Raw genomic sequence first — 15,869 nt, forward strand, 5'->3', positions numbered from 1 at the left:
GGTATCGGCCGTGCCCGGTATTCAGGAGACGTGACATGTCCATGTACAAACCGCTGGCCATCGCCGCGGCGGCTCTCGCACTCGGCGCCTGCGCGACGGTGCCCCAGCCGCTACAGGGCCAGTTCAACGAGGTATCCACGGCCGGTGCCCAACAGGGTGGCGCGCCGGGCGCCAAGGTTCGTTGGGGCGGTGAGATCATCAAGACCGAACCGGGCCCGCAGCAAACCTGCTTCTTCGTCCTCTCCGAACCGCTGGACGACCAGGCGCGGCCCACCGCCGGCAAGACCGAAAGCCAGGGCCGTTTCGTCGCCTGCCGCGACGGCTTCTACGATCCGGAAGTATTCATCCGCGGTCGCGAGATCACGGTAACCGGTACGCTGCACGGCGCGGTCACTCAGAAGGTAGGCGACTTCGACTACGCCTATCCCCGTGTGGAGGCCGACGTGGTCTACCTGTGGCCGAAGCGCGTCCCGGTCACGCGTTACCCGCCAGGCTTCTACGACCCGTTCTGGGGTCCGGGCTGGGGTCCGTACGGTTACGGTCCATGGGGTGATCCGTTCTGGTACCGCCCGCGCACCATCATCGTGCCGCGGCCGATCTATCACGGCGCGCCGCACGGGCATCCGCATAGGTAAGGAAAAAAGCTTCGAGAAAAGGGGTCAGCCCGGTGGCCAGGTCATTTGCCTGCCCGCGAGGAAGTGCACATGGATGTGGAAGACGGTCTGGCCGCCGTGGGCGTTCGTATTGATGACGGTGCGGTAGCCGTCCTTTGCCAGCCCCTGCTCGCGCGCATAGCTCGCGGCTGCCAGAAGCAGTTTACCCAGGAGTTCGGCGTCGCCGGGACCCGCGTCGTCCAGCGTGGCGATCGACCGTTTCGGAATGAACAGCACATGCACCGGCGCCTGCGGGTTGAGGTCGCGGAAGGCCAGCACGTCGTCGTCTTCGTAGACGATGTCGGCCGGGATTTCGCGGCGAACGATCTTGGCGAAAAGGGTGTCGGTCATCCTGGAATCCTTTATCGGGTCAGCCCAGCGACTGCCGGCTGCCGAAAGCGTGGGCCAGCGTGCCGCGGTCGACGAACTCGAGTTCGCCACCCAGCGGTACGCCATGGGCAAGACGTGAGGCGCGGATGCCGGCAGCCTTCGCCAGCTGGCCGATGTAATGGGCGGTCGCTTCGCCTTCCACGGTCGGGTTGGTGGCGATGATCATTTCCTCGATCTCGCCTTCACCAAGCCGCTCTACCAGCAAGGGCAGGCCCAGCTCATCGGGACCGAGGCCGTCCAGCGGCGATAGCCGGCCCAGCAACACGAAGTAGTGGCCGCGATAACCGGTAGCCTGTTCGATCGCCGCGAGATCGGAAGGCGACTCCACCACGCACAGCACCTGCCGGTCTCGGCTGGCGCTAGCGCACAGGGAGCACACCGGCGTTTCGCTGAAGTTGCGGCAGCGCGTGCAGTTACCCACGTCGCGCATGGCGGATTCCAGCGCCGCGGCCAGGCGCAGACCCCCCTGGCGCTCGCGCTCCAGCAAGTGGAAGGCCATGCGCTGCGCGCTCTTGGCACCCACGCCGGGAAGGCAGCGCAAGGCGTCGATCAGTTCGCCGAGGAGGCGGGAGCCATTACTCATCGCAGGCGGTCAGCCGTCAGAACGGCATCTTGAAGCCGGGCGGCAGGTTCAGCCCGGCGGTGACGCCACCCAGGCGGCTGCGGCTCAGTTCGGCGATCTTGTTCACCGCGTCGTTGACGGCGGCGGCGACGAGGTCCTCCGCCATCTCCGGATCGTCGGCGAAGGCCTGGCGATCGATGTGCACCGAGCGCACCTCGTGGCCGCCGCTCATCGTCACGGTAACGAGGCCACCCCCGGCGCTGCCAGTGATTTCCGTCTTGGCGAGTTCGTCCTGCGCACGCTTCATCTCGTCCTGCATGCGCTGGGCCTGCTGCATCAGCTGACCGATTTGACCTTTCACGTTCCTGGCTCCACGGGTTTTATCGATTGCGGGATGACGCGTGCGTCGAATTCACGCTTGAGCGTCTGTACGAACGGGTCGGCTTCCATCGAGGCCTCCGCATGGGTCTGCGCGTCGCTCGCCGCCTGCGCCCTGCGCTCTGCCGGTGTGCCCAGGTTGCCCCGGTCGGCGACGAAGCGGAAGCGGACACGGCGGCCGAGGGCCTGCGAGACCTTTTCTTCCATCTGACTGGTCAGGGGTTCCACGGCCAGGTGCATGTGCGAAGGCGTGAGCGCCAGCACCATGCTCTCGCCATCGATATCGCGCAGCGAGCAGTTCTGCGCCAGCTGGCCGATAGGGCCCCGCAGGTTGGCGCGCTCCACGACGTCGTGCCAATCCGGCAGGCCGTTCGCGCCGAGCGCGAGGGGACGCGGTGGTGCCGCCGGTGCAGGGATCGGCGCCGGCGCCGGTGCGGGGGCGGGCGCTGCCTGTGCAGGCGCGGGACGTGGAGCCGGCGCGGGCGCGGGCGCGGCACGCGATACCGGCGCAGCCGGTGCCGGGCGTGCCGCGGCGGGCTGCGCTGCCGGAGCCGCCGCGCGCGGCGCGGGCGCGCCCTGCCCCGCTTCCGCCGGACGGAACGCATGCATGCGCAGCAGCACCATCTCGAAGCCGATGCGCGCGTCGGGCGCCATCGGCAGTTCGCGCCGCCCGTTAGTGGCGATCTGGTAGTAGAGCTGGACGTCTTCGGGCGCGAGGCGCGCGGCCAGGTCGGCGAGACCCGCGTCGCTCTCTTCGCCGCGATAGCCCGGCACCAGCTGGATCAGCTGCACGCGGTGCAGCACGGTGGCGAGGTCGTCCAGCACGCCGCCGAAATCGGGCGAGAACGAAGCGATGCGATCGGACTCTGCCATGAGTGCCGCGCCGTCGCCGCCGGCAAGCGCCTCGAGCACGCCCAGCACCTGGCCGCGCTCGACGCTGCCGAGCATGGCGCGCACGTCGGCCGCGCGCAGCGAGCCACCACCGTAGGCGATGGCCTGGTCGAGCAGCGACAGGCCATCGCGCAACGAGCCGTCGGCCCCATGCGCGAGTTCAGCGATCGCCTCGTCTTCGTATTCGATGGCCTCGGCGCCGAGGATGTGACGCATCTGCCCGGAGATCTGCTCCGGCAGCAGGCGCTTCAGGTTGAACTTCAGGCAGCGCGACAACACCGTGACCGGCAGCTTCTGCGGGTCGGTGGTGGCGAGCAGGAACTTCACGTGCGGCGGCGGCTCTTCCAGCGTCTTCAGCAAGGCGTTGAACGCCGGCTTCGAGAGCATGTGCACCTCGTCGACCAGGTACACCTTGAAGCGACCGCGCGAGGGTGCGTACTGCGCGTTCTCGATCACCTCGCGCACATCGTCCACGCCGGTGTTGCTGGCTGCGTCGATTTCGAGCAGGTCGACGAAGCGACCGGCGTCCACCGCGGTGCAGACGGCGCACTCGCCGCAGGGATCGGCCGATTCACCGCGCTCGCAGTTCAGCGACTTGGCGAAGATGCGCGCGATGGTGGTCTTGCCGACGCCACGCGTACCGGTGAACAGGTAGGCATGGTGCATGCGCCCGGAGTCGAGCGCGTTGGTGAGCGCGCGGACCACGTGCTCCTGGCCCACCAGTTCGGCGAACTTGCGGGGGCGCCACTTGCGTGCGAGGACCTGATAGGACATGCGTAGTACCTTGGGACGACAGTGGATTGTGCCAAGGACCGGGGGGTCATGAAAGCTCGCCCCGAAAAGGCGATGACCCTGCCAGCCACACCCCGGCACCCGAATCGTCCGCTACCGTTGCTTCCTTCCGGACCTGGCGGGATTTACAGACTATCGTCGCGGGGGGACCGACAGGGCCACCATAAAGACTTGTGTTATGGCGGAGAGGGCGGGATTCGAACCCGCGATACGCTATTAACGTATACACACTTTCCAGGCGTGCTCCTTAAACCACTCGGACACCTCTCCGCACTGTACAACCTCTTCCCCGGCTTCCGGTCCGGCAAAGAAGCGGAAGAATAACGGGATGAGGCTGGCGAGACAAGCTCCTAACCCGCCGCCGGGCGCGGTGGGTGCGGCTCCGGCAGGGCCAGGCGTTCGCCGGGGCGGGCGATGCGGTAGCCGCGCGATACCAGCGTCTCGCCGTCCGCGACACTGCCGTAGTGGTAGAGCGCCATCCGCAACCTGACCTCTTCGTCGTATTCCCGTTCCAGGTCGTCGACGCCGGTATGCGACGGGTTGCCGACCACGCCGCAGTCGTGCGCGATGAGTTCGCCGGTGACGCCGTGGATGGCCATCACCTCGGGAATCGGCCGCGTGTCGCCGGTGAAGACGAAGCTGCCGCGCAGGGCCACGCCATAGGAGGTGCCGTGCACGTGGTGGCGGGTCGGAAACAGGTCGAACCACTGCCCCGCATGCCAGAACCCGCGTGTGCATGGAATCAGGTGAAAGGCATCCCAGTAGTTCACGCCGCCTTCGGCCAGGGCCCCGGGATAGTCCGCTACCCGTGCGTGCAGCCAAGGCAGGAGAGCCGCATGCATGAACACCTTCATGCGCCCGCGCCGGGCCTCGTCGAACCAGGATCGCAGGAACAGGCCTTCCATGCCGGCCACGTGGTCCATATGCGCATGCGTGACATACAGCGCGGGAGGCAGGCTGCCATAGACCGCCACGTAGCGGTGCAGCGTATCGGGCCCACAGTCCACCAGAAGTACCGGCTGCCCGTCGCGTTCGAGCACGACCGACGACGAACCAAGCTCGATCGCGTGCGACGAACCGGCGCCGAGGAAATGAAGGTTCCAGCTCATTCGCTCAGGCTCCTTTCGTAGCGATCGACCAGCGCGGGCCACCACTCGGCGTCGAAGGAGTCGCCGGCGGCATCGCGCGCGCCGAGTTTCACCAACGAACGCTTGAGCCGGGCGAGATTCGCCTTGCGCCAGCCTGCCGCAGGCCTGCGCAGGCGGCCGCGGTCGAAATCGATGAGGTAGATGGCTTCGCCATCCACCAGGATATTGTGCGCGTTGAGGTCGGCATGCCAGGCCCCCACGCGGTGGAAGCGGGCGACCATCGCGCCGACGCGGCCGGCCAGTACAGCGTTGAAGGCGCCGTCGGCGAGGCGTTCGGCCAGCGTGGCGGCATCCGGAATGAACGCGGTGATGAGGTCGGCGGAATAACGAAGGCCATGGCGTACATAACGCGAGGCGATCGGCGCGGGCACGGGGAGGCCCCGCCGGGAAAGCTCGGCCAGGAGGTGGAATTCACGGACGCTGCGGGTACGCTCCCCCCCTGTGAACAGGTAGCGGTCGCCAAACAGGCGCGCGACCATGCCACCGCGGCGATAATGCCGGAGCACGGCCTCGCCTGCGGGGGTGTCGATGATCGCCACGCCGCCCCGGCCCCCGGTCTGGGTGCGCAGCCCGCCCTTCTCGCGCCAGCGATGGGGCGAGAACCAGTCGGCGTCGACTTGAGGTACACGGGTCGCGTCGAACAGAATCGTGCCGCCCGCGCCCTCCTCTATTCGTTGCTCAGTCATTTGCCAGCCGCCTGATGCGGCCTCACCCATCCGGTAACCCTTTCGTGCCAAGTCTACCAAGCCGCCCCCTCCCGCCGGGAGATTCCAGTCTCTGCATCCTGCGCACGTCCGCCATCGGCGACGTGACCCATGTGGTGCCGCTGATCCGCACCTTGCAGGCCAGGACGCCGGAAACGCGGCTCACCTGGATCGTCGGCAAGCTCGAGCGCCGCCTCGTCGGCGACCTTCCCGGCGTCGATTTCGTCACATTCGACAAGAGCGCGGGGCGCGCCGGCGTGAAAGCCGTGCGTGAAGCACTCGCCGGACGCCGCTTCGACGCCCTTCTGCACATGCAGGTGGCCCTGCGCTCCAACCTCCTCAGTCTCGCGGTGAAGGCGGATCGACGGATAGGCTACGACCCGGCGCGGTCGAAGGACTTGCACGGTATGTTCATCAACGAACGGATTCCGGCGCGCAGCGGGGAACACGTGCTGGATGCCATGGCGAGCTTCATCGAGCCGCTGGCCCTGAAGCAGACCGAGGTGCGCTGGGACATCCCCGTGCCGGACGAGGCCCATGCATGGGCAGCGGAGCAGCTGCCTGGCGACGCGGCCACCCTCCTGGTCAGCCCCATGTCCAGCCACGCCGTGCGGAACTGGCGCGTCGAGCGCTATGCGGCCCTGATCGACCACGCCACGGCGCGCGGCATGCGTGTGGTGCTAGTCGGCGGTCCGTCCGAAGGCGAACGTGCCCTGGCCGATGCCATCCTCGCAGCGGTGCGGCAGGCGCCCCTCGACCTGACAGGCAAGGACACGCTGAAGCGTTTCATGGCGCTGCTCGCGCGCAGTGCGATGATCCTCACGCCGGACTCGGGCCCGATGCACATGGCGAACGCGGCGGGTGTGAAGGTGCTGGGCCTGCATGCCGCCAGCAACCCCCATCGCTCCGGACCCTACTCGGACCAGCGCTGGTGCGTGGACAAATACGACGAAGCTTCGCGCAAGTTCCTCGGCAAGCCCGCCTCGGCGATTCCCTGGGGGACGAAGATCGAGAAGCCGGGTGTCATGGATCTCGTGCAGGTGGACGAGATGGTTGGCCGCTTCGAAGCCTGCGCGGCGCACCTGCGGCTACCCCTGAACGGCTGAATACCTTGGTAGGAGCGCGCCCTGCGCGCGACATGTTTTGAGGCCGGGAGCAGCAGGGCCTGAAGCGCTTCGCTAAAAACATGTCGCGCGCAGGGCGCGCTCCTACAGAGTCTCGGTCAGGCCTTTGGCGCGCGGTAATCCTGGTAGGACTTCTCTTCCACCAGCGTGGAACCCAGCTTCAGGTTGATCTGGCGCTTGATCGCCGCGCGTTCGTCGTTCTCGAAATACACGGAACGCGCCAGTTCGATGAACTCCTGGTCGAAGGCCTGCGCGCGCTCCTTCATGCGGATGTCGTCCTCGATCTTCCACAGGCGCTGGTTCACCGCCAGCAGGCGCGTCGTCTCGTCGGCGATGTCGATCCCGGACGCTTTGTCGTTCCGCCAGGTGGCGTCCAGCAGTTCGAGCTCGTTGCGCACGTTGGCCAGCTTCGCCTCGTCCCGGATTTCCTGCAGCTTGATCTGCAGGATCGTCATCTTGTCGATCAGCTCGCCGTAGGAAACGGGGGTCTGGATGAGGCTCATGGCAATCTCCGGTCGGTCAGGCGCGGGAGGTTAGCAGTTTTGTGGCCTAGAGCGAGACGACACCGAAGACGTCCAGCAGCAGCACGATGTTGAGGCCCAGCACCACCAGGGCGGCGATGACGGCAGCGACGGTTACCGGCACGCGGGTGCGGAAGGGGCCCATGAGGTCGCGCCGGCTGGTGAACCACACCAGCGCCACCATCGGGAATGGCAATGCGATGCTCAGGGCCACCTGGCTCATCACCAACGCATGCGTGGCATCCACACCGGCGATGACGACGGCGAAGCTCGGCAGCATCGTGACCGCGCGGCGCAGCCAGAGCGGGATATGGAAGGCGACAAAGCCCTGCATGATCATCTGCCCCGCCATGGTGCCGACCACGGAACTGGAAAAGCCCGAGGCGATCAGCGAGACAAGGAAAATCGTCGCCGCCGCGCCACCGAGCAGCGGCACGAGCGTCTGGTAGGCCGTTTCGATTTTGGCCACGTCCGGATGGCTGCCGTGGAATGCGCCTGCCGCCATCACCACCATGGCGAGATTGATCAGGCCCGCCACCGAAAGGGCCAGCACCACTTCGAGGTTGGACAGGCGGACGATCCGCCGGCGCTCGTCCGTGGTCTTTGGCCGGGCGCGCCGCTCCGTCAGCCCCGAATGCAGGAACAAGGCATGCGGCATTACGGTGGCGCCGATGATGCCCACCGCGATGGCGATGGCCATGCTGTCCGGCAGGTGGGGAACGAAGATCTGCTCTGCCAGCGATTTCCATCCGATCGGCGCGATGAACAGCTCCGCGAGGTAGGACAAGCCGACCACGCCGACCATCGCGCCAATGGCCATTTCCAGCCGCCGATATCCCCTGCCTTCCAGCAACAGGAGGCCATAGGTGACGATCGCCGTAATGCCCATGCCCACAAGCAACGGCAGATGGAACAGCAATGCGAGGCCGATGGCGCCGCCGAGGAATTCGGCGAGGTCGGTCGCCATGGCGGCCAATTCGCTCACTACCCACATCAGGTAGACGAGCGGCCTGGGCAGGCGCTCGCGGCAAAGCTGGGCGAGGTTGCGCCCGGTGACGATACCCAGCCGCGCGGAAAGACTCTGGAACAGCATCGCCACGAGGTTGGCGAGCACGACCACCCAAAGCAATCCGTAGCCATAACGCGCGCCGGCCTGGATGTTCGTCGCGAAATTGCCGGGGTCGATATACGCCACCGAAACCACGATGGCCGGCCCCGCGAAAGGCAATAGGGCGGACAGGCCCTGCCGGTGCCCGTCGAGCACCTCGCGCATGGCCTGTTCTTCATGCCGCTCCGGAGACACTTTCTGGAGCATGCTCAACGTCCCATGGCGGCAACGGTGTCGCCGCTTGCGATCACCATACTACAGCCGCCCCACGCGTCCGGCCGGCGCTTCGTCGGGCAATTCCGCGGGCGCCGCCTCGATCCGTACCGCATGCTCGCTGGGCCGGATCGGCTTGCCGCGGGCATCCGCGACACCACGAGTGAGTTCCGCGCCCAGGAGCACGATGATCGACGAATAGTAGGTCCAGGTGAGCAGCACGATGAAGGCGCCCGCGGGACCGTAAGCACCCCCGACGTTCGCGTATTGGACATACAGGCCGATGGCGAATTTTCCCGCGAGAAAGAGCACCGTGGTCAGCACCGCGCCGATGAATGCCTCGCTCCAGTCGATCCGGGCATCGGGCAGCACCTTGTACATGGCGCCGAACGCGCTCACGAAGACCAGCACGGAGATCGCATACTCCACCACCTTCCACACGATACCGTCGCCGCGCACCAGGGCCTGGATAAGCGCGCTGACGATGAAAGAAATGATCAGCATGAAGGCGATGCCGCCCAGCAGCGCGAACGCACGTGCCCGGGCGCGCAACCACGCCCCCACCGCTTCGCCGGGCTTGGCCTTCACACGCCATACGCGATCGAGTGTGCCCTGCAGCTGGGCGAACACGGCGGAGGCGCCGAACAGCGTCACGCCGATGCCGATGATGCCGGCCAGGTCACCCAGCTTGGGATGCGATTTCGCACTGTCGATGACGACGTTAAGGGCCTCCGCCGCGCGCTGGCCCACCACGCCCGCCAAGGCCGCCGACAGTTCGCCCTGCCATGCCGGGTGAAGCATGGACACAAGCCAGACCAGCAGGAGCAGCAAGGGCGCAAACGACAGTGCGGCGTAAAAGGACAAGGCCGCCGCACGGGTGATGAGCTCGTCGTCGCTGAATCCCTCCACCGCCGACACAATGGTTCGCCTGATGCCACGCAGGACCTTCATCGGTCACTTTCCTCCCGTTCGCGGCAACCCGTGGTCAACGGATGCCTTCGTCACGCTCGCGCCGATCCTCCATCTCCTTCTCGCCCTTCTCGATCTTCCTGTCGCGATCCTTCTGGCCGGGCTGGTCTTTCTCCGCCACGTAGTTGCCGTTACGGTCGCCCGACTGAGGGCGGTGCTTGCGAGATTCGTCGTTCATCAGTGACTCCTGTGTGCATAGACGCCCCGGGCCGACCTCCGGGGCTGATGGGAGCGTCGCCTGTGCCGATTCCGCATACCGTCGCGCCCGCGTCACGGCCACGATCACATCTCAAGTTATTGCGAGTGCTGCCGATGATCCGATCAGCCACCCAGTGATCGCCCATGCCCATGCAGACCGCCCGTCACATCAACCTGCGCGCCGTCCTCGTTCAACTCGAACGAGAGGGCATCTCCGGCTATGACGAACAGGCCCAGCACCTGGGTAACGTCACCGCCCAACGCCTGATGGAAATGGATCGCGGGGGGCCTATCGACACGCCCTTCGCAGAGCACGTGGAGTGGGCGTTGCACCGGCGACGCGGCTGGATGGACGAATTGCACGATAACGATCCGCTCGACACGTGAGCGGTGGCGCAGGACGCGTCCACCTCGCCTCCACGCAGGCTGCACATGGGTCATCGGTGCTCGCACGCCGTCGTTGGACGCGCCATACGGCCTGCAAGGCACGTTTTCGGCATCTTCACGTCTCACGCCCATCATTCGACCTTGGCAGAACCAAGCAACTGGAGCGGGGATGGACGTGTCGGCGGAATGGGTGATGGCCTGGACGGATCTGATCCTGGATTCGAGCGCCATGAGCGAAGCTGCCGACCAGGGCGATCTGGTGGAGTTGCGCGCCCGCGCATGCTCCATCGCCGCCAGGGCTAGACGGCATGGCTTTGCCGAGTTGTCGCGCAAGGCCTTCGGCTTGGTCGATCAGTTGGATTTTCGGCGTGACCTGCCTATATCTGCTCATGCAAGACCGGTCCAGGAAATCGTGAGGGATGTGGATGCTATCGGCAGGACGGCGGGATGACGAAAGAATCTTGCGTATTGCCGTAAAGGCTGAGGACCCCTGCGGCGCCATCGTGTTCGATGCATCCATCACGATGGTCTGTCCGAGCGTTACCCATGCCAACGAGGGGCCGGTGGCAAACTCGCTTGTGCGAAATTTCTCATGCCGAGGCGTGGAGTGAGTTGATGTAAGCGAGCGCCGACGTGGCGCTACGGTCGACATCGGCGCCCTAAGCGCCTTGTATGTATTCGACATCGCTATGATCCATGCCACCCTTATTGTCTCGTCCACGGACAGGAGGCGCGGGTGGCATCGGACTGGATAGGTTGGACTTTGGGAAACATTGTTGCGCCTTTGCTGGCCCCCACGGCGCTCGTCGGCGTAGCCTGCTTTTTCTCGCACGCGAACTACAAAAGGCTCCTGTCTCCATTCCTCACAGTGAAGGACGGACAGCTTTCATGGGTCGCCCTGACCTTCTCGATTGCAGCCCTGTATGAACGAGAAGCGGCACTCAGGAAGTTTCATCACGAAGCTACGGGTATCGCCACGACCATTGCTATCTCCGCCTTGATCCTGGCTTGCATCACGCCGCTCTTCGGCATGATGTTTCCGACGGATGAGCCTTCAGAACAGCTACGCGGGGTAGCCTGGATGACTCACTATCGTCCTTTCACTGGTTCCGCGATGGCGGCGCTTATGGCCACCTTCGCACTCTCTGGCGTACATTTCGGTTGGCTCTACTAGGAGGTAATCATGAATACCACAGGCACAGGACACGAGAAGCAAACACGCGAGATGCCGACATGGCTCTGGGTTCTCTATGCGGGAACCGGAGTGCTCGGCTTGCTCACCGTGCTTGGTTTCGTGATCGTGACGAAGCTTTTCTAAAAGCGGGAAGCGACATAGCAGAGGCTAGTCCTGCCGAACGATCCACACTGCCTGATTCACCGCGTCGATAACGACCTGCGGCTTGTCGTACTGAATGTAGTGGCCCGCATCGGGAACGATTTCGTTGACGCCTCGCGTCGACATGGCCGCTACTCTTAGGTGCATCCCTTCCCAGGACAACGTCTTGAAGTTGCGATCGTTCTGCGACTCGTCGCTTCGCTTGGGGAAAGGCGAGTGGGTAAGGACGATGATCGGCATGTCGCCGAAATCGGTGCGCGTCTTCCGGGTTTCCTCGGCGCTGGCGTAGAAGACGCTTTCGCGTTCCGATGCCATCGCCGCCTGCCACTTCTCCGTCACGCCATAGGCTTCCTGCGCCTTGTTAATAGCCGGACTGAACCGCGGTTCGTTGGTGTCGCCCACGCATGTCTCAAACATCTTGCTGCCTTTCACCAGCCCCTTCCGGGCCTCCGCGATGCAGCCGTGCAGATCCTTGAGGTTCTGCTCGTACTTTTCCTTGTCGCCGGGCGTTGCGAGAGCCCAGCCTTCCCGCGACTGGTCCTCATGGGAGCCATCGACGATCACCATAGACGCATGGCTTCTGACCTACCACGGTGCCCTAACGAAAAACGCCCAGTAACCACGAGGGTTCTGAATGGAAGTCCGGATTGGTGGCGCCGCGCTGCTCGACCAGGAGCGCCCGGTACATGCCCTCCTTGAACGAGTCTCCCATGGGCATCGTGCATTCGACCAACGTCACTGTGTTGGTGACCAACCGTCCGCCGCTTATTGCGCAGGCCGTTGCCATCCGGGGTGCGATGTAAAACGCCTGACCGCCGGGAAGCAGCAGCGATGACGGCGGAGGCGGACCGCTTTGCGCCGCACAAGCGGAAAGAATGAGGGGCAGAAGCGCCGCCGTTCCCTGGCGAAGTCTCGGTTGCATGGTTTCCCCTTGGGCCACCCTAAGCCGACGGCAGGGAAAGTTTACTCCGCCCGTTGTCAGGGGCAACAAGCACCAAACAATACCCGAAGGCCGGCGTCGGCCGGCAAAAGCTTCCCTTGTCGGTTGACGGTGGCCCTGCCGCACCGGCACGGTGCCCAACTTACAATTGCCAAATACCGGGGCCCAGCCAATGCCGAACGAACAAGCCATCCTCGAAGTCGCGGGTCTGCTCGTCGACGGTGTGGCCGTCAGTGAAGCACTGCTCACGGGCGACCTCGTGGAAGCCCGGTTCCGGGCACGGTTGGTTGCGGACGGTGCGAGCCTACACGGCATGCCCAGGGTCGAAGCCAAGGCGTTCAACGTGGTGCGGCCTCTCGAGGATGCGAATTAACCACCCTTGCCCGGCTATGCGGAGGCCATCGTCGACCTGTCGGAAGAACTCGACCGGGTCATCGCGCTTCTGCGGCAATGAGCAAGAAAGCATTGCCGCCCCTGACGTGCCGGCACCCGGTTGCCGAAAAAGCGCATTGACTGTGACGGCCATCACATTTGAAGATGCAGCCGCCATAACCACAGGAATGCTGACGTGTTTGAAAATGCCGAACCAGAGATTCAACGGATTGTTACGCTGACCCAGGGTTGTCCGGAGCGTTTTCGGGATAAATGCTTTGAATTGCTTCTGGAGGCATACATCACGTCGGTGTCCGCTCCACCCCCGCCGCCGACTCCTCCCGTTCGCAAACAGGAAGACCCAGCCCCGCCCGCGAACGGAACACCGCTAACATCGGTTCCTGAGGCCATCCGTGTCCGGTTTCTGAATCTGGCAAAGCGCCTGAAAGTCTCTGACACCAAGGCGGCTGACCTCTTTGATTTCAGCCTAGACCCGTTTACCTATCACGCGCTCGACATTCCCGGGGCTTCGAAAGGGGAGCGAATGCGCAACGTGGCCTTGTTTCTCGCCGTAAAGTCGTACCTGTCAACTGGCGCGTGGACTGCTGACTGGAAGGAATTTCGAGCCGACTGCATCAACCACGACTGCTGGGACCAAGGGAATTCAACCAAATACATGAAAAACGAGTGGTTCAAGGTTGCCTCCAGCGGCGCCAACATCACCCTGTCCGCCAGCGGCACAAAGGCAGCGGAAAGCCTGTTTTCGAAGGCTGCCGGCGGTGAAGAGTCGGCAGCGTGACCATCAGCAGCGAAGAACTGGAATCGTTCGGAGAACGAATCACAAAGCTCTATTCTGAGCTGGACTCCGGACCGGGTTACGCCCGGGTTGACCAGTCTGAGAAATTAGCCGAGGCAGCGCGTGACTGGTTCAAGCTGGCCTCCGCCCTGAAGGAAGAATCTGAGGGGTTCCTGACGGCTGTCCACCAGTACGAAATCGCGATGACGGCGGTCTTGAAGGCAACGAAGGTTCGCACGCGGGCGTCGGCATTCCGCCGCCACCTTGAGCCCTTCAAGACAAGTTTCATGGATGAAATCGTCGTACCGCTGATGAAGCACGAAGGCAGTCCTTCCCAGGCGGCCGCGAGGCAGGTGGAGTCCCTGTTTGCGGGTCTGCTGGGTCCCGAAGAGCAGGCGTATGTCTCGGAGGCGGCACGATGCTCGGCGGTGAAGTGCTACAGGGCCGCCATCGTGATGCTCTGGGCCGCTGCTGTAGCCCGGCTCCATGGAGACATCCAGCGCGTCGGATTCATCGCCTACAACCAGGCCGCCGTCGATTCCGTCAAGAAAAATGGTCAGCCGTTCAACCGCATCACAAAGTCCATCAACATAACGAGCCTTGCCGACCTCCAGCTGGGCCGCGACTTTGACCTCATCGCGGTTGGCATCGAGTTGTGGAAATACGACCTCCAGACATTCGAGGAATTGAACCGCTGCCTCAACACCAGAAACAGCGCGGCGCATCCGGGGTCGTTTGAGCCCGCCAGTGTGGATGTCCACCAGTTCGCCGAGAAACTGAAACGGCATCTCTTCGCGGTGGTGGGAGTATCTGCCCGGGTCAATTAGGTCGATTTTCGATTGTTGCGACCGACATCCGAATTTTTTTTTTTAACTTCACCGTGAGACATCCCGGGAGGGAATGAATGACCACTCCTGTATTCATCGACGGATGTGCATGGAATCACTTCTTTGACAGCGGGGCGGACCTGGAAGAAGTCCTGCCAGCGAACCTTTATCGCCTTTTCATCACAAGCGAAGTGGGAATTGAAATTCAGGAAATCCCTGAAAGGGAAGACAAGCAGGCGCTCAAAATTTCATGTTTGCCGTATCAGCAAGGCAAGGCAGCTCCCCACGAACGCCACCATCCCGACAATCGACCTAATAAGTACAGTACCAAGGTAACGGCTGCGCCTACTAAGACCCAAATCATTAAGAACTTCATTGGTGACATTGCATATCCTTTCTTCAGAATTTAAAGTGTCGCTTTCCGGCGCATTGAGCCCGTGTGACAACGTCACTGCACCCTGGCTTCCTGTAGAACTTGGCGAGCCCGGTCGTTGGTCGACACCGAGGCAAACAAGTCGTGTTCGTTGGCGACGGCCTTGGCTAATTCGTCCATCTCGCATGACAGGCTGAGAAGCGCACTCAACTTTGCCTCCGTGTCGAAGATGCGGCGGGTCCCATCGGGAACGTAGAGACGCTTAGCTTCGTCCGGATGGTAATGAAGGTAGTCCAGATGCCTTTGTGTCTCGGCCAGGATGGCAAGCTCGTGCCATGCCCCCATGCTCAGCGCGGCAAGGTCCGCGTGATACATGATGGCGGCAATGTCGAAGCTCGGAAGTGCAATGGCTTTGTCCGCGTCTGCCTTCACGTTCTTGCAAAGCCGGATGGCCTTCCGCAGTCCGGCGCCTACCAACAAATCCTGGTCGGATACCAGCTTGATGTGCTTGAAGGGATAGTTGTTCACCGTCCGGTTATCCGGCGAGCGTGACGTTCAGGGCAAGCGTTCACTCAACTTGAGGCAAGCGGGGTGGGGGGAGTCAAAATGTTGACCCCCTCTCACCCAAAAGTACGCGCCCGCACCTTTTTTCGTGCATCCGCGCGTTAGCGAAGTCTAGTGCTTCTAACGTACGCAGCTACCTTGAACAAATACGGAGCACCCATCGAGCGAATGGCACTTTAGGTAGTGCTCAAAGCCGAGCGCCCCGCATACCCGCGTCTCGGCGGTCCGACCTTGGCACCAAACGTTGCTCTGACAGGGATATGATGGCCGCGTTGCCAAAGGGGGACCACCATGTCTTCTCCGCTTGCTGATCTGGATGAACTTATCCTCCGCTGCCGAAATGACCGCGCCAAAGCGGTTATTCACGAAGCCGTTGCAAGCTACCGCGCGGGCGCATTCCGCGCATGCGTTGTGGCCACATGGATTGCTGTCTGCTTCGACTTCATCGATAAGCTTCATGAGCTATCACTGGCCGGGGATAGAGAAGCAGAGTTGCACGCGGTCACGCTGGAGAAGATTAGAACCAGTGGTGATGTCACAGAGGCTTTGCGATTTGAGAAGGACTTACTTTCGGTAGCCCGCGACAAATTTGAATGGTTATCGCCCATCGAATTCATCGACCT

General features: G+C 63.4%; 23 protein-coding genes, 1 tRNA gene and 1 other RNA gene. 11 read left to right on the forward strand and 14 right to left on the reverse strand.

The window, feature by feature from the left end; genetic code table 11:
- Nucleotides 1–35: 35 nt before the first annotated feature.
- Nucleotides 36–635 carry a Slp/YeaY family lipoprotein gene (locus VGM71_RS08425; RefSeq protein ID WP_331543951.1) on the forward strand — a complete coding sequence of 200 codons (600 nt, stop codon included), beginning with the start codon at nt 36–38 and terminating at the stop codon, nt 633–635.
- Between the two features lie 24 nt (nt 636–659).
- Here VGM71_RS08425 and VGM71_RS08430 read toward each other — a convergent pair whose 3' ends face one another.
- The 8 genes from VGM71_RS08430 to VGM71_RS08465 form a co-directional block, all read right to left on the reverse strand.
- Nucleotides 660–1,004: a histidine triad nucleotide-binding protein gene (locus VGM71_RS08430; RefSeq protein WP_331543953.1), complete on the reverse strand. Its 345-nt coding sequence runs from the start codon at nt 1,002–1,004 to the stop codon at nt 660–662.
- 19 nt (nt 1,005–1,023) lie between these two features.
- Nucleotides 1,024–1,626: a recombination mediator RecR gene (gene recR, locus VGM71_RS08435; protein ID WP_331543955.1), complete on the reverse strand. Its 603-nt coding sequence runs from the start codon at nt 1,624–1,626 to the stop codon at nt 1,024–1,026.
- A gap of 16 nt (nt 1,627–1,642) precedes the next feature.
- The gene (locus VGM71_RS08440) at nt 1,643–1,966 is read right to left on the reverse strand and encodes a YbaB/EbfC family nucleoid-associated protein (protein ID WP_331543957.1); all 324 of its coding nucleotides are present in this window, start codon (nt 1,964–1,966) and stop codon (nt 1,643–1,645) included.
- Nucleotides 1,963–3,648, reverse strand: a complete 1,686-nt coding sequence (gene dnaX / locus VGM71_RS08445) for a DNA polymerase III subunit gamma/tau (protein ID WP_331543959.1) — start codon at nt 3,646–3,648, stop codon at nt 1,963–1,965. Before dnaX ends, VGM71_RS08440 begins: the two co-directional genes overlap by 4 nt.
- A 76-nt stretch (nt 3,649–3,724) precedes the next feature.
- An RNA gene (gene ffs, locus VGM71_RS08450) (signal recognition particle sRNA small type) lies at nt 3,725–3,821 on the reverse strand.
- A gap of 24 nt (nt 3,822–3,845) precedes the next feature.
- Nucleotides 3,846–3,936, reverse strand: a tRNA-Ser gene (locus tag VGM71_RS08455).
- A gap of 80 nt (nt 3,937–4,016) precedes the next feature.
- Entirely contained in the window at nt 4,017–4,775 is a 759-nt protein-coding gene (locus tag VGM71_RS08460; protein ID WP_331543961.1) for an MBL fold metallo-hydrolase, read from the reverse strand.
- A complete protein-coding gene (locus VGM71_RS08465) occupies nt 4,772–5,500 on the reverse strand; it encodes a 3-deoxy-D-manno-octulosonic acid kinase (RefSeq protein ID WP_331543963.1) in 729 nt (242 codons plus the stop codon). Before VGM71_RS08465 ends, VGM71_RS08460 begins: the two co-directional genes overlap by 4 nt.
- Nucleotides 5,501–5,544: 44 nt before the next feature.
- On the opposite strand from VGM71_RS08465, the gene VGM71_RS08470 reads away from it, so the two are divergent.
- Nucleotides 5,545–6,624, forward strand: coding sequence for a glycosyltransferase family 9 protein (locus VGM71_RS08470; protein ID WP_331543965.1), 1,080 nt, complete (start codon nt 5,545–5,547; stop codon nt 6,622–6,624).
- A gap of 116 nt (nt 6,625–6,740) precedes the next feature.
- Here VGM71_RS08470 and VGM71_RS08475 read toward each other — a convergent pair whose 3' ends face one another.
- The 4 genes from VGM71_RS08475 to VGM71_RS08490 are packed head-to-tail and all read right to left on the reverse strand — an operon-like array spanning nt 6,741 to nt 9,631.
- A complete protein-coding gene (locus VGM71_RS08475) occupies nt 6,741–7,145 on the reverse strand; it encodes a DUF6165 family protein (protein ID WP_331543967.1) in 405 nt (134 codons plus the stop codon).
- A gap of 46 nt (nt 7,146–7,191) precedes the next feature.
- Nucleotides 7,192–8,478, reverse strand: coding sequence for an Nramp family divalent metal transporter (locus VGM71_RS08480; protein ID WP_331543970.1), 1,287 nt, complete (start codon nt 8,476–8,478; stop codon nt 7,192–7,194).
- Between the two features lie 48 nt (nt 8,479–8,526).
- Entirely contained in the window at nt 8,527–9,435 is a 909-nt protein-coding gene (locus tag VGM71_RS08485) for a YihY/virulence factor BrkB family protein (protein ID WP_331543972.1), read from the reverse strand.
- 34 nt (nt 9,436–9,469) lie between these two features.
- Nucleotides 9,470–9,631: a hypothetical protein gene (locus VGM71_RS08490; protein WP_331543974.1), complete on the reverse strand. Its 162-nt coding sequence runs from the start codon at nt 9,629–9,631 to the stop codon at nt 9,470–9,472.
- A 170-nt stretch (nt 9,632–9,801) separates the two neighbouring features.
- On the opposite strand from VGM71_RS08490, the gene VGM71_RS08495 reads away from it, so the two are divergent.
- The 4 genes from VGM71_RS08495 to VGM71_RS08510 all read left to right on the forward strand — a co-directional run bounded on the left by VGM71_RS08495 (nt 9,802) and on the right by VGM71_RS08510 (nt 11,356).
- Nucleotides 9,802–10,038: a hypothetical protein gene (locus VGM71_RS08495; RefSeq protein ID WP_331543976.1), complete on the forward strand. Its 237-nt coding sequence runs from the start codon at nt 9,802–9,804 to the stop codon at nt 10,036–10,038.
- A 169-nt stretch (nt 10,039–10,207) separates the two neighbouring features.
- Nucleotides 10,208–10,489 (forward strand): hypothetical protein, encoded by a 282-nt coding sequence (locus tag VGM71_RS08500; RefSeq protein WP_331543978.1) that lies wholly within the window; start codon nt 10,208–10,210, stop codon nt 10,487–10,489.
- A gap of 285 nt (nt 10,490–10,774) precedes the next feature.
- Nucleotides 10,775–11,212 carry a hypothetical protein gene (locus VGM71_RS08505; RefSeq protein WP_331543980.1) on the forward strand — a complete coding sequence of 146 codons (438 nt, stop codon included), beginning with the start codon at nt 10,775–10,777 and terminating at the stop codon, nt 11,210–11,212.
- A 9-nt stretch (nt 11,213–11,221) separates the two neighbouring features.
- Nucleotides 11,222–11,356 carry a hypothetical protein gene (locus tag VGM71_RS08510; protein WP_331543982.1) on the forward strand — a complete coding sequence of 45 codons (135 nt, stop codon included), beginning with the start codon at nt 11,222–11,224 and terminating at the stop codon, nt 11,354–11,356.
- A gap of 24 nt (nt 11,357–11,380) precedes the next feature.
- On the opposite strand, the gene VGM71_RS08515 is transcribed toward VGM71_RS08510, so the two are convergent.
- On the reverse strand, nt 11,381–11,941 hold the full coding sequence (locus VGM71_RS08515) for a hypothetical protein (protein ID WP_331543983.1): 561 nt from the start codon (nt 11,939–11,941) through the stop codon (nt 11,381–11,383).
- Nucleotides 11,942–12,486: 545 nt separating this feature from the next.
- On the opposite strand from VGM71_RS08515, the gene VGM71_RS08520 reads away from it, so the two are divergent.
- From VGM71_RS08520 to VGM71_RS08535, 4 genes are all read left to right on the forward strand, one after another.
- The gene (locus tag VGM71_RS08520) at nt 12,487–12,687 is read left to right on the forward strand and encodes a hypothetical protein (RefSeq protein ID WP_331543985.1); all 201 of its coding nucleotides are present in this window, start codon (nt 12,487–12,489) and stop codon (nt 12,685–12,687) included.
- A gap of 195 nt (nt 12,688–12,882) precedes the next feature.
- The gene (locus VGM71_RS08525; protein WP_331543987.1) at nt 12,883–13,485 is read left to right on the forward strand and encodes a hypothetical protein; all 603 of its coding nucleotides are present in this window, start codon (nt 12,883–12,885) and stop codon (nt 13,483–13,485) included.
- On the forward strand, nt 13,482–14,309 hold the full coding sequence (locus VGM71_RS08530; protein WP_331543989.1) for a hypothetical protein: 828 nt from the start codon (nt 13,482–13,484) through the stop codon (nt 14,307–14,309). The genes VGM71_RS08525 and VGM71_RS08530 overlap by 4 nt, the downstream gene beginning before the upstream one ends.
- Nucleotides 14,310–14,386: 77 nt before the next feature.
- Complete coding sequence (locus VGM71_RS08535; RefSeq protein WP_331543991.1) at nt 14,387–14,719, forward strand: hypothetical protein; 333 nt, start codon at nt 14,387–14,389, stop codon at nt 14,717–14,719.
- A 38-nt stretch (nt 14,720–14,757) separates the two neighbouring features.
- On the opposite strand, the gene VGM71_RS08540 is transcribed toward VGM71_RS08535, so the two are convergent.
- The gene (locus tag VGM71_RS08540) at nt 14,758–15,210 is read right to left on the reverse strand and encodes a hypothetical protein (protein ID WP_331543993.1); all 453 of its coding nucleotides are present in this window, start codon (nt 15,208–15,210) and stop codon (nt 14,758–14,760) included.
- A 327-nt stretch (nt 15,211–15,537) separates the two neighbouring features.
- Between VGM71_RS08540 and VGM71_RS08545 the strand changes: the two genes are divergently transcribed.
- Nucleotides 15,538–15,869: hypothetical protein (locus tag VGM71_RS08545; protein WP_331543996.1), on the forward strand; the 332-nt coding region annotated here is incomplete at its 3' end.

Origin of the sequence: Luteibacter sp., from assembly GCF_036499525.1 — a bacterium.
Taxonomy (GTDB): domain Bacteria; phylum Pseudomonadota; class Gammaproteobacteria; order Xanthomonadales; family Rhodanobacteraceae; genus Luteibacter.

What these genes read in the sequence shown, in the direction of transcription:
- VGM71_RS08465 (WP_331543963.1), bottom strand. Translation starts at nt 5,500, where the DNA reads ATGACTGAGCAACGAATAGAGGAGGGCGCGGGCGGCACGATTCTGTTC.
- VGM71_RS08460 (WP_331543961.1), bottom strand. Translation starts at nt 4,775, where the DNA reads ATGAGCTGGAACCTTCATTTCCTCGGCGCCGGTTCGTCGCACGCGATC.
- VGM71_RS08430 (WP_331543953.1), bottom strand. Translation starts at nt 1,004, where the DNA reads ATGACCGACACCCTTTTCGCCAAGATCGTTCGCCGCGAAATCCCGGCC.
- recR (WP_331543955.1), bottom strand. Translation starts at nt 1,626, where the DNA reads ATGAGTAATGGCTCCCGCCTCCTCGGCGAACTGATCGACGCCTTGCGC.
- dnaX (WP_331543959.1), bottom strand. Translation starts at nt 3,648, where the DNA reads ATGTCCTATCAGGTCCTCGCACGCAAGTGGCGCCCCCGCAAGTTCGCC.
- VGM71_RS08495 (WP_331543976.1), top strand. Translation starts at nt 9,802, where the DNA reads ATGCAGACCGCCCGTCACATCAACCTGCGCGCCGTCCTCGTTCAACTC.
- VGM71_RS08535 (WP_331543991.1), top strand. Translation starts at nt 14,387, where the DNA reads ATGACCACTCCTGTATTCATCGACGGATGTGCATGGAATCACTTCTTT.
- VGM71_RS08520 (WP_331543985.1), top strand. Translation starts at nt 12,487, where the DNA reads ATGCCGAACGAACAAGCCATCCTCGAAGTCGCGGGTCTGCTCGTCGAC.
- VGM71_RS08515 (WP_331543983.1), bottom strand. Translation starts at nt 11,941, where the DNA reads ATGGTGATCGTCGATGGCTCCCATGAGGACCAGTCGCGGGAAGGCTGG.
- VGM71_RS08510 (WP_331543982.1), top strand. Translation starts at nt 11,222, where the DNA reads ATGAATACCACAGGCACAGGACACGAGAAGCAAACACGCGAGATGCCG.
- VGM71_RS08475 (WP_331543967.1), bottom strand. Translation starts at nt 7,145, where the DNA reads ATGAGCCTCATCCAGACCCCCGTTTCCTACGGCGAGCTGATCGACAAG.
- VGM71_RS08500 (WP_331543978.1), top strand. Translation starts at nt 10,208, where the DNA reads ATGGACGTGTCGGCGGAATGGGTGATGGCCTGGACGGATCTGATCCTG.
- VGM71_RS08480 (WP_331543970.1), bottom strand. Translation starts at nt 8,478, where the DNA reads ATGCTCCAGAAAGTGTCTCCGGAGCGGCATGAAGAACAGGCCATGCGC.
- VGM71_RS08490 (WP_331543974.1), bottom strand. Translation starts at nt 9,631, where the DNA reads ATGAACGACGAATCTCGCAAGCACCGCCCTCAGTCGGGCGACCGTAAC.
- VGM71_RS08485 (WP_331543972.1), bottom strand. Translation starts at nt 9,435, where the DNA reads ATGAAGGTCCTGCGTGGCATCAGGCGAACCATTGTGTCGGCGGTGGAG.
- VGM71_RS08425 (WP_331543951.1), top strand. Translation starts at nt 36, where the DNA reads ATGTCCATGTACAAACCGCTGGCCATCGCCGCGGCGGCTCTCGCACTC.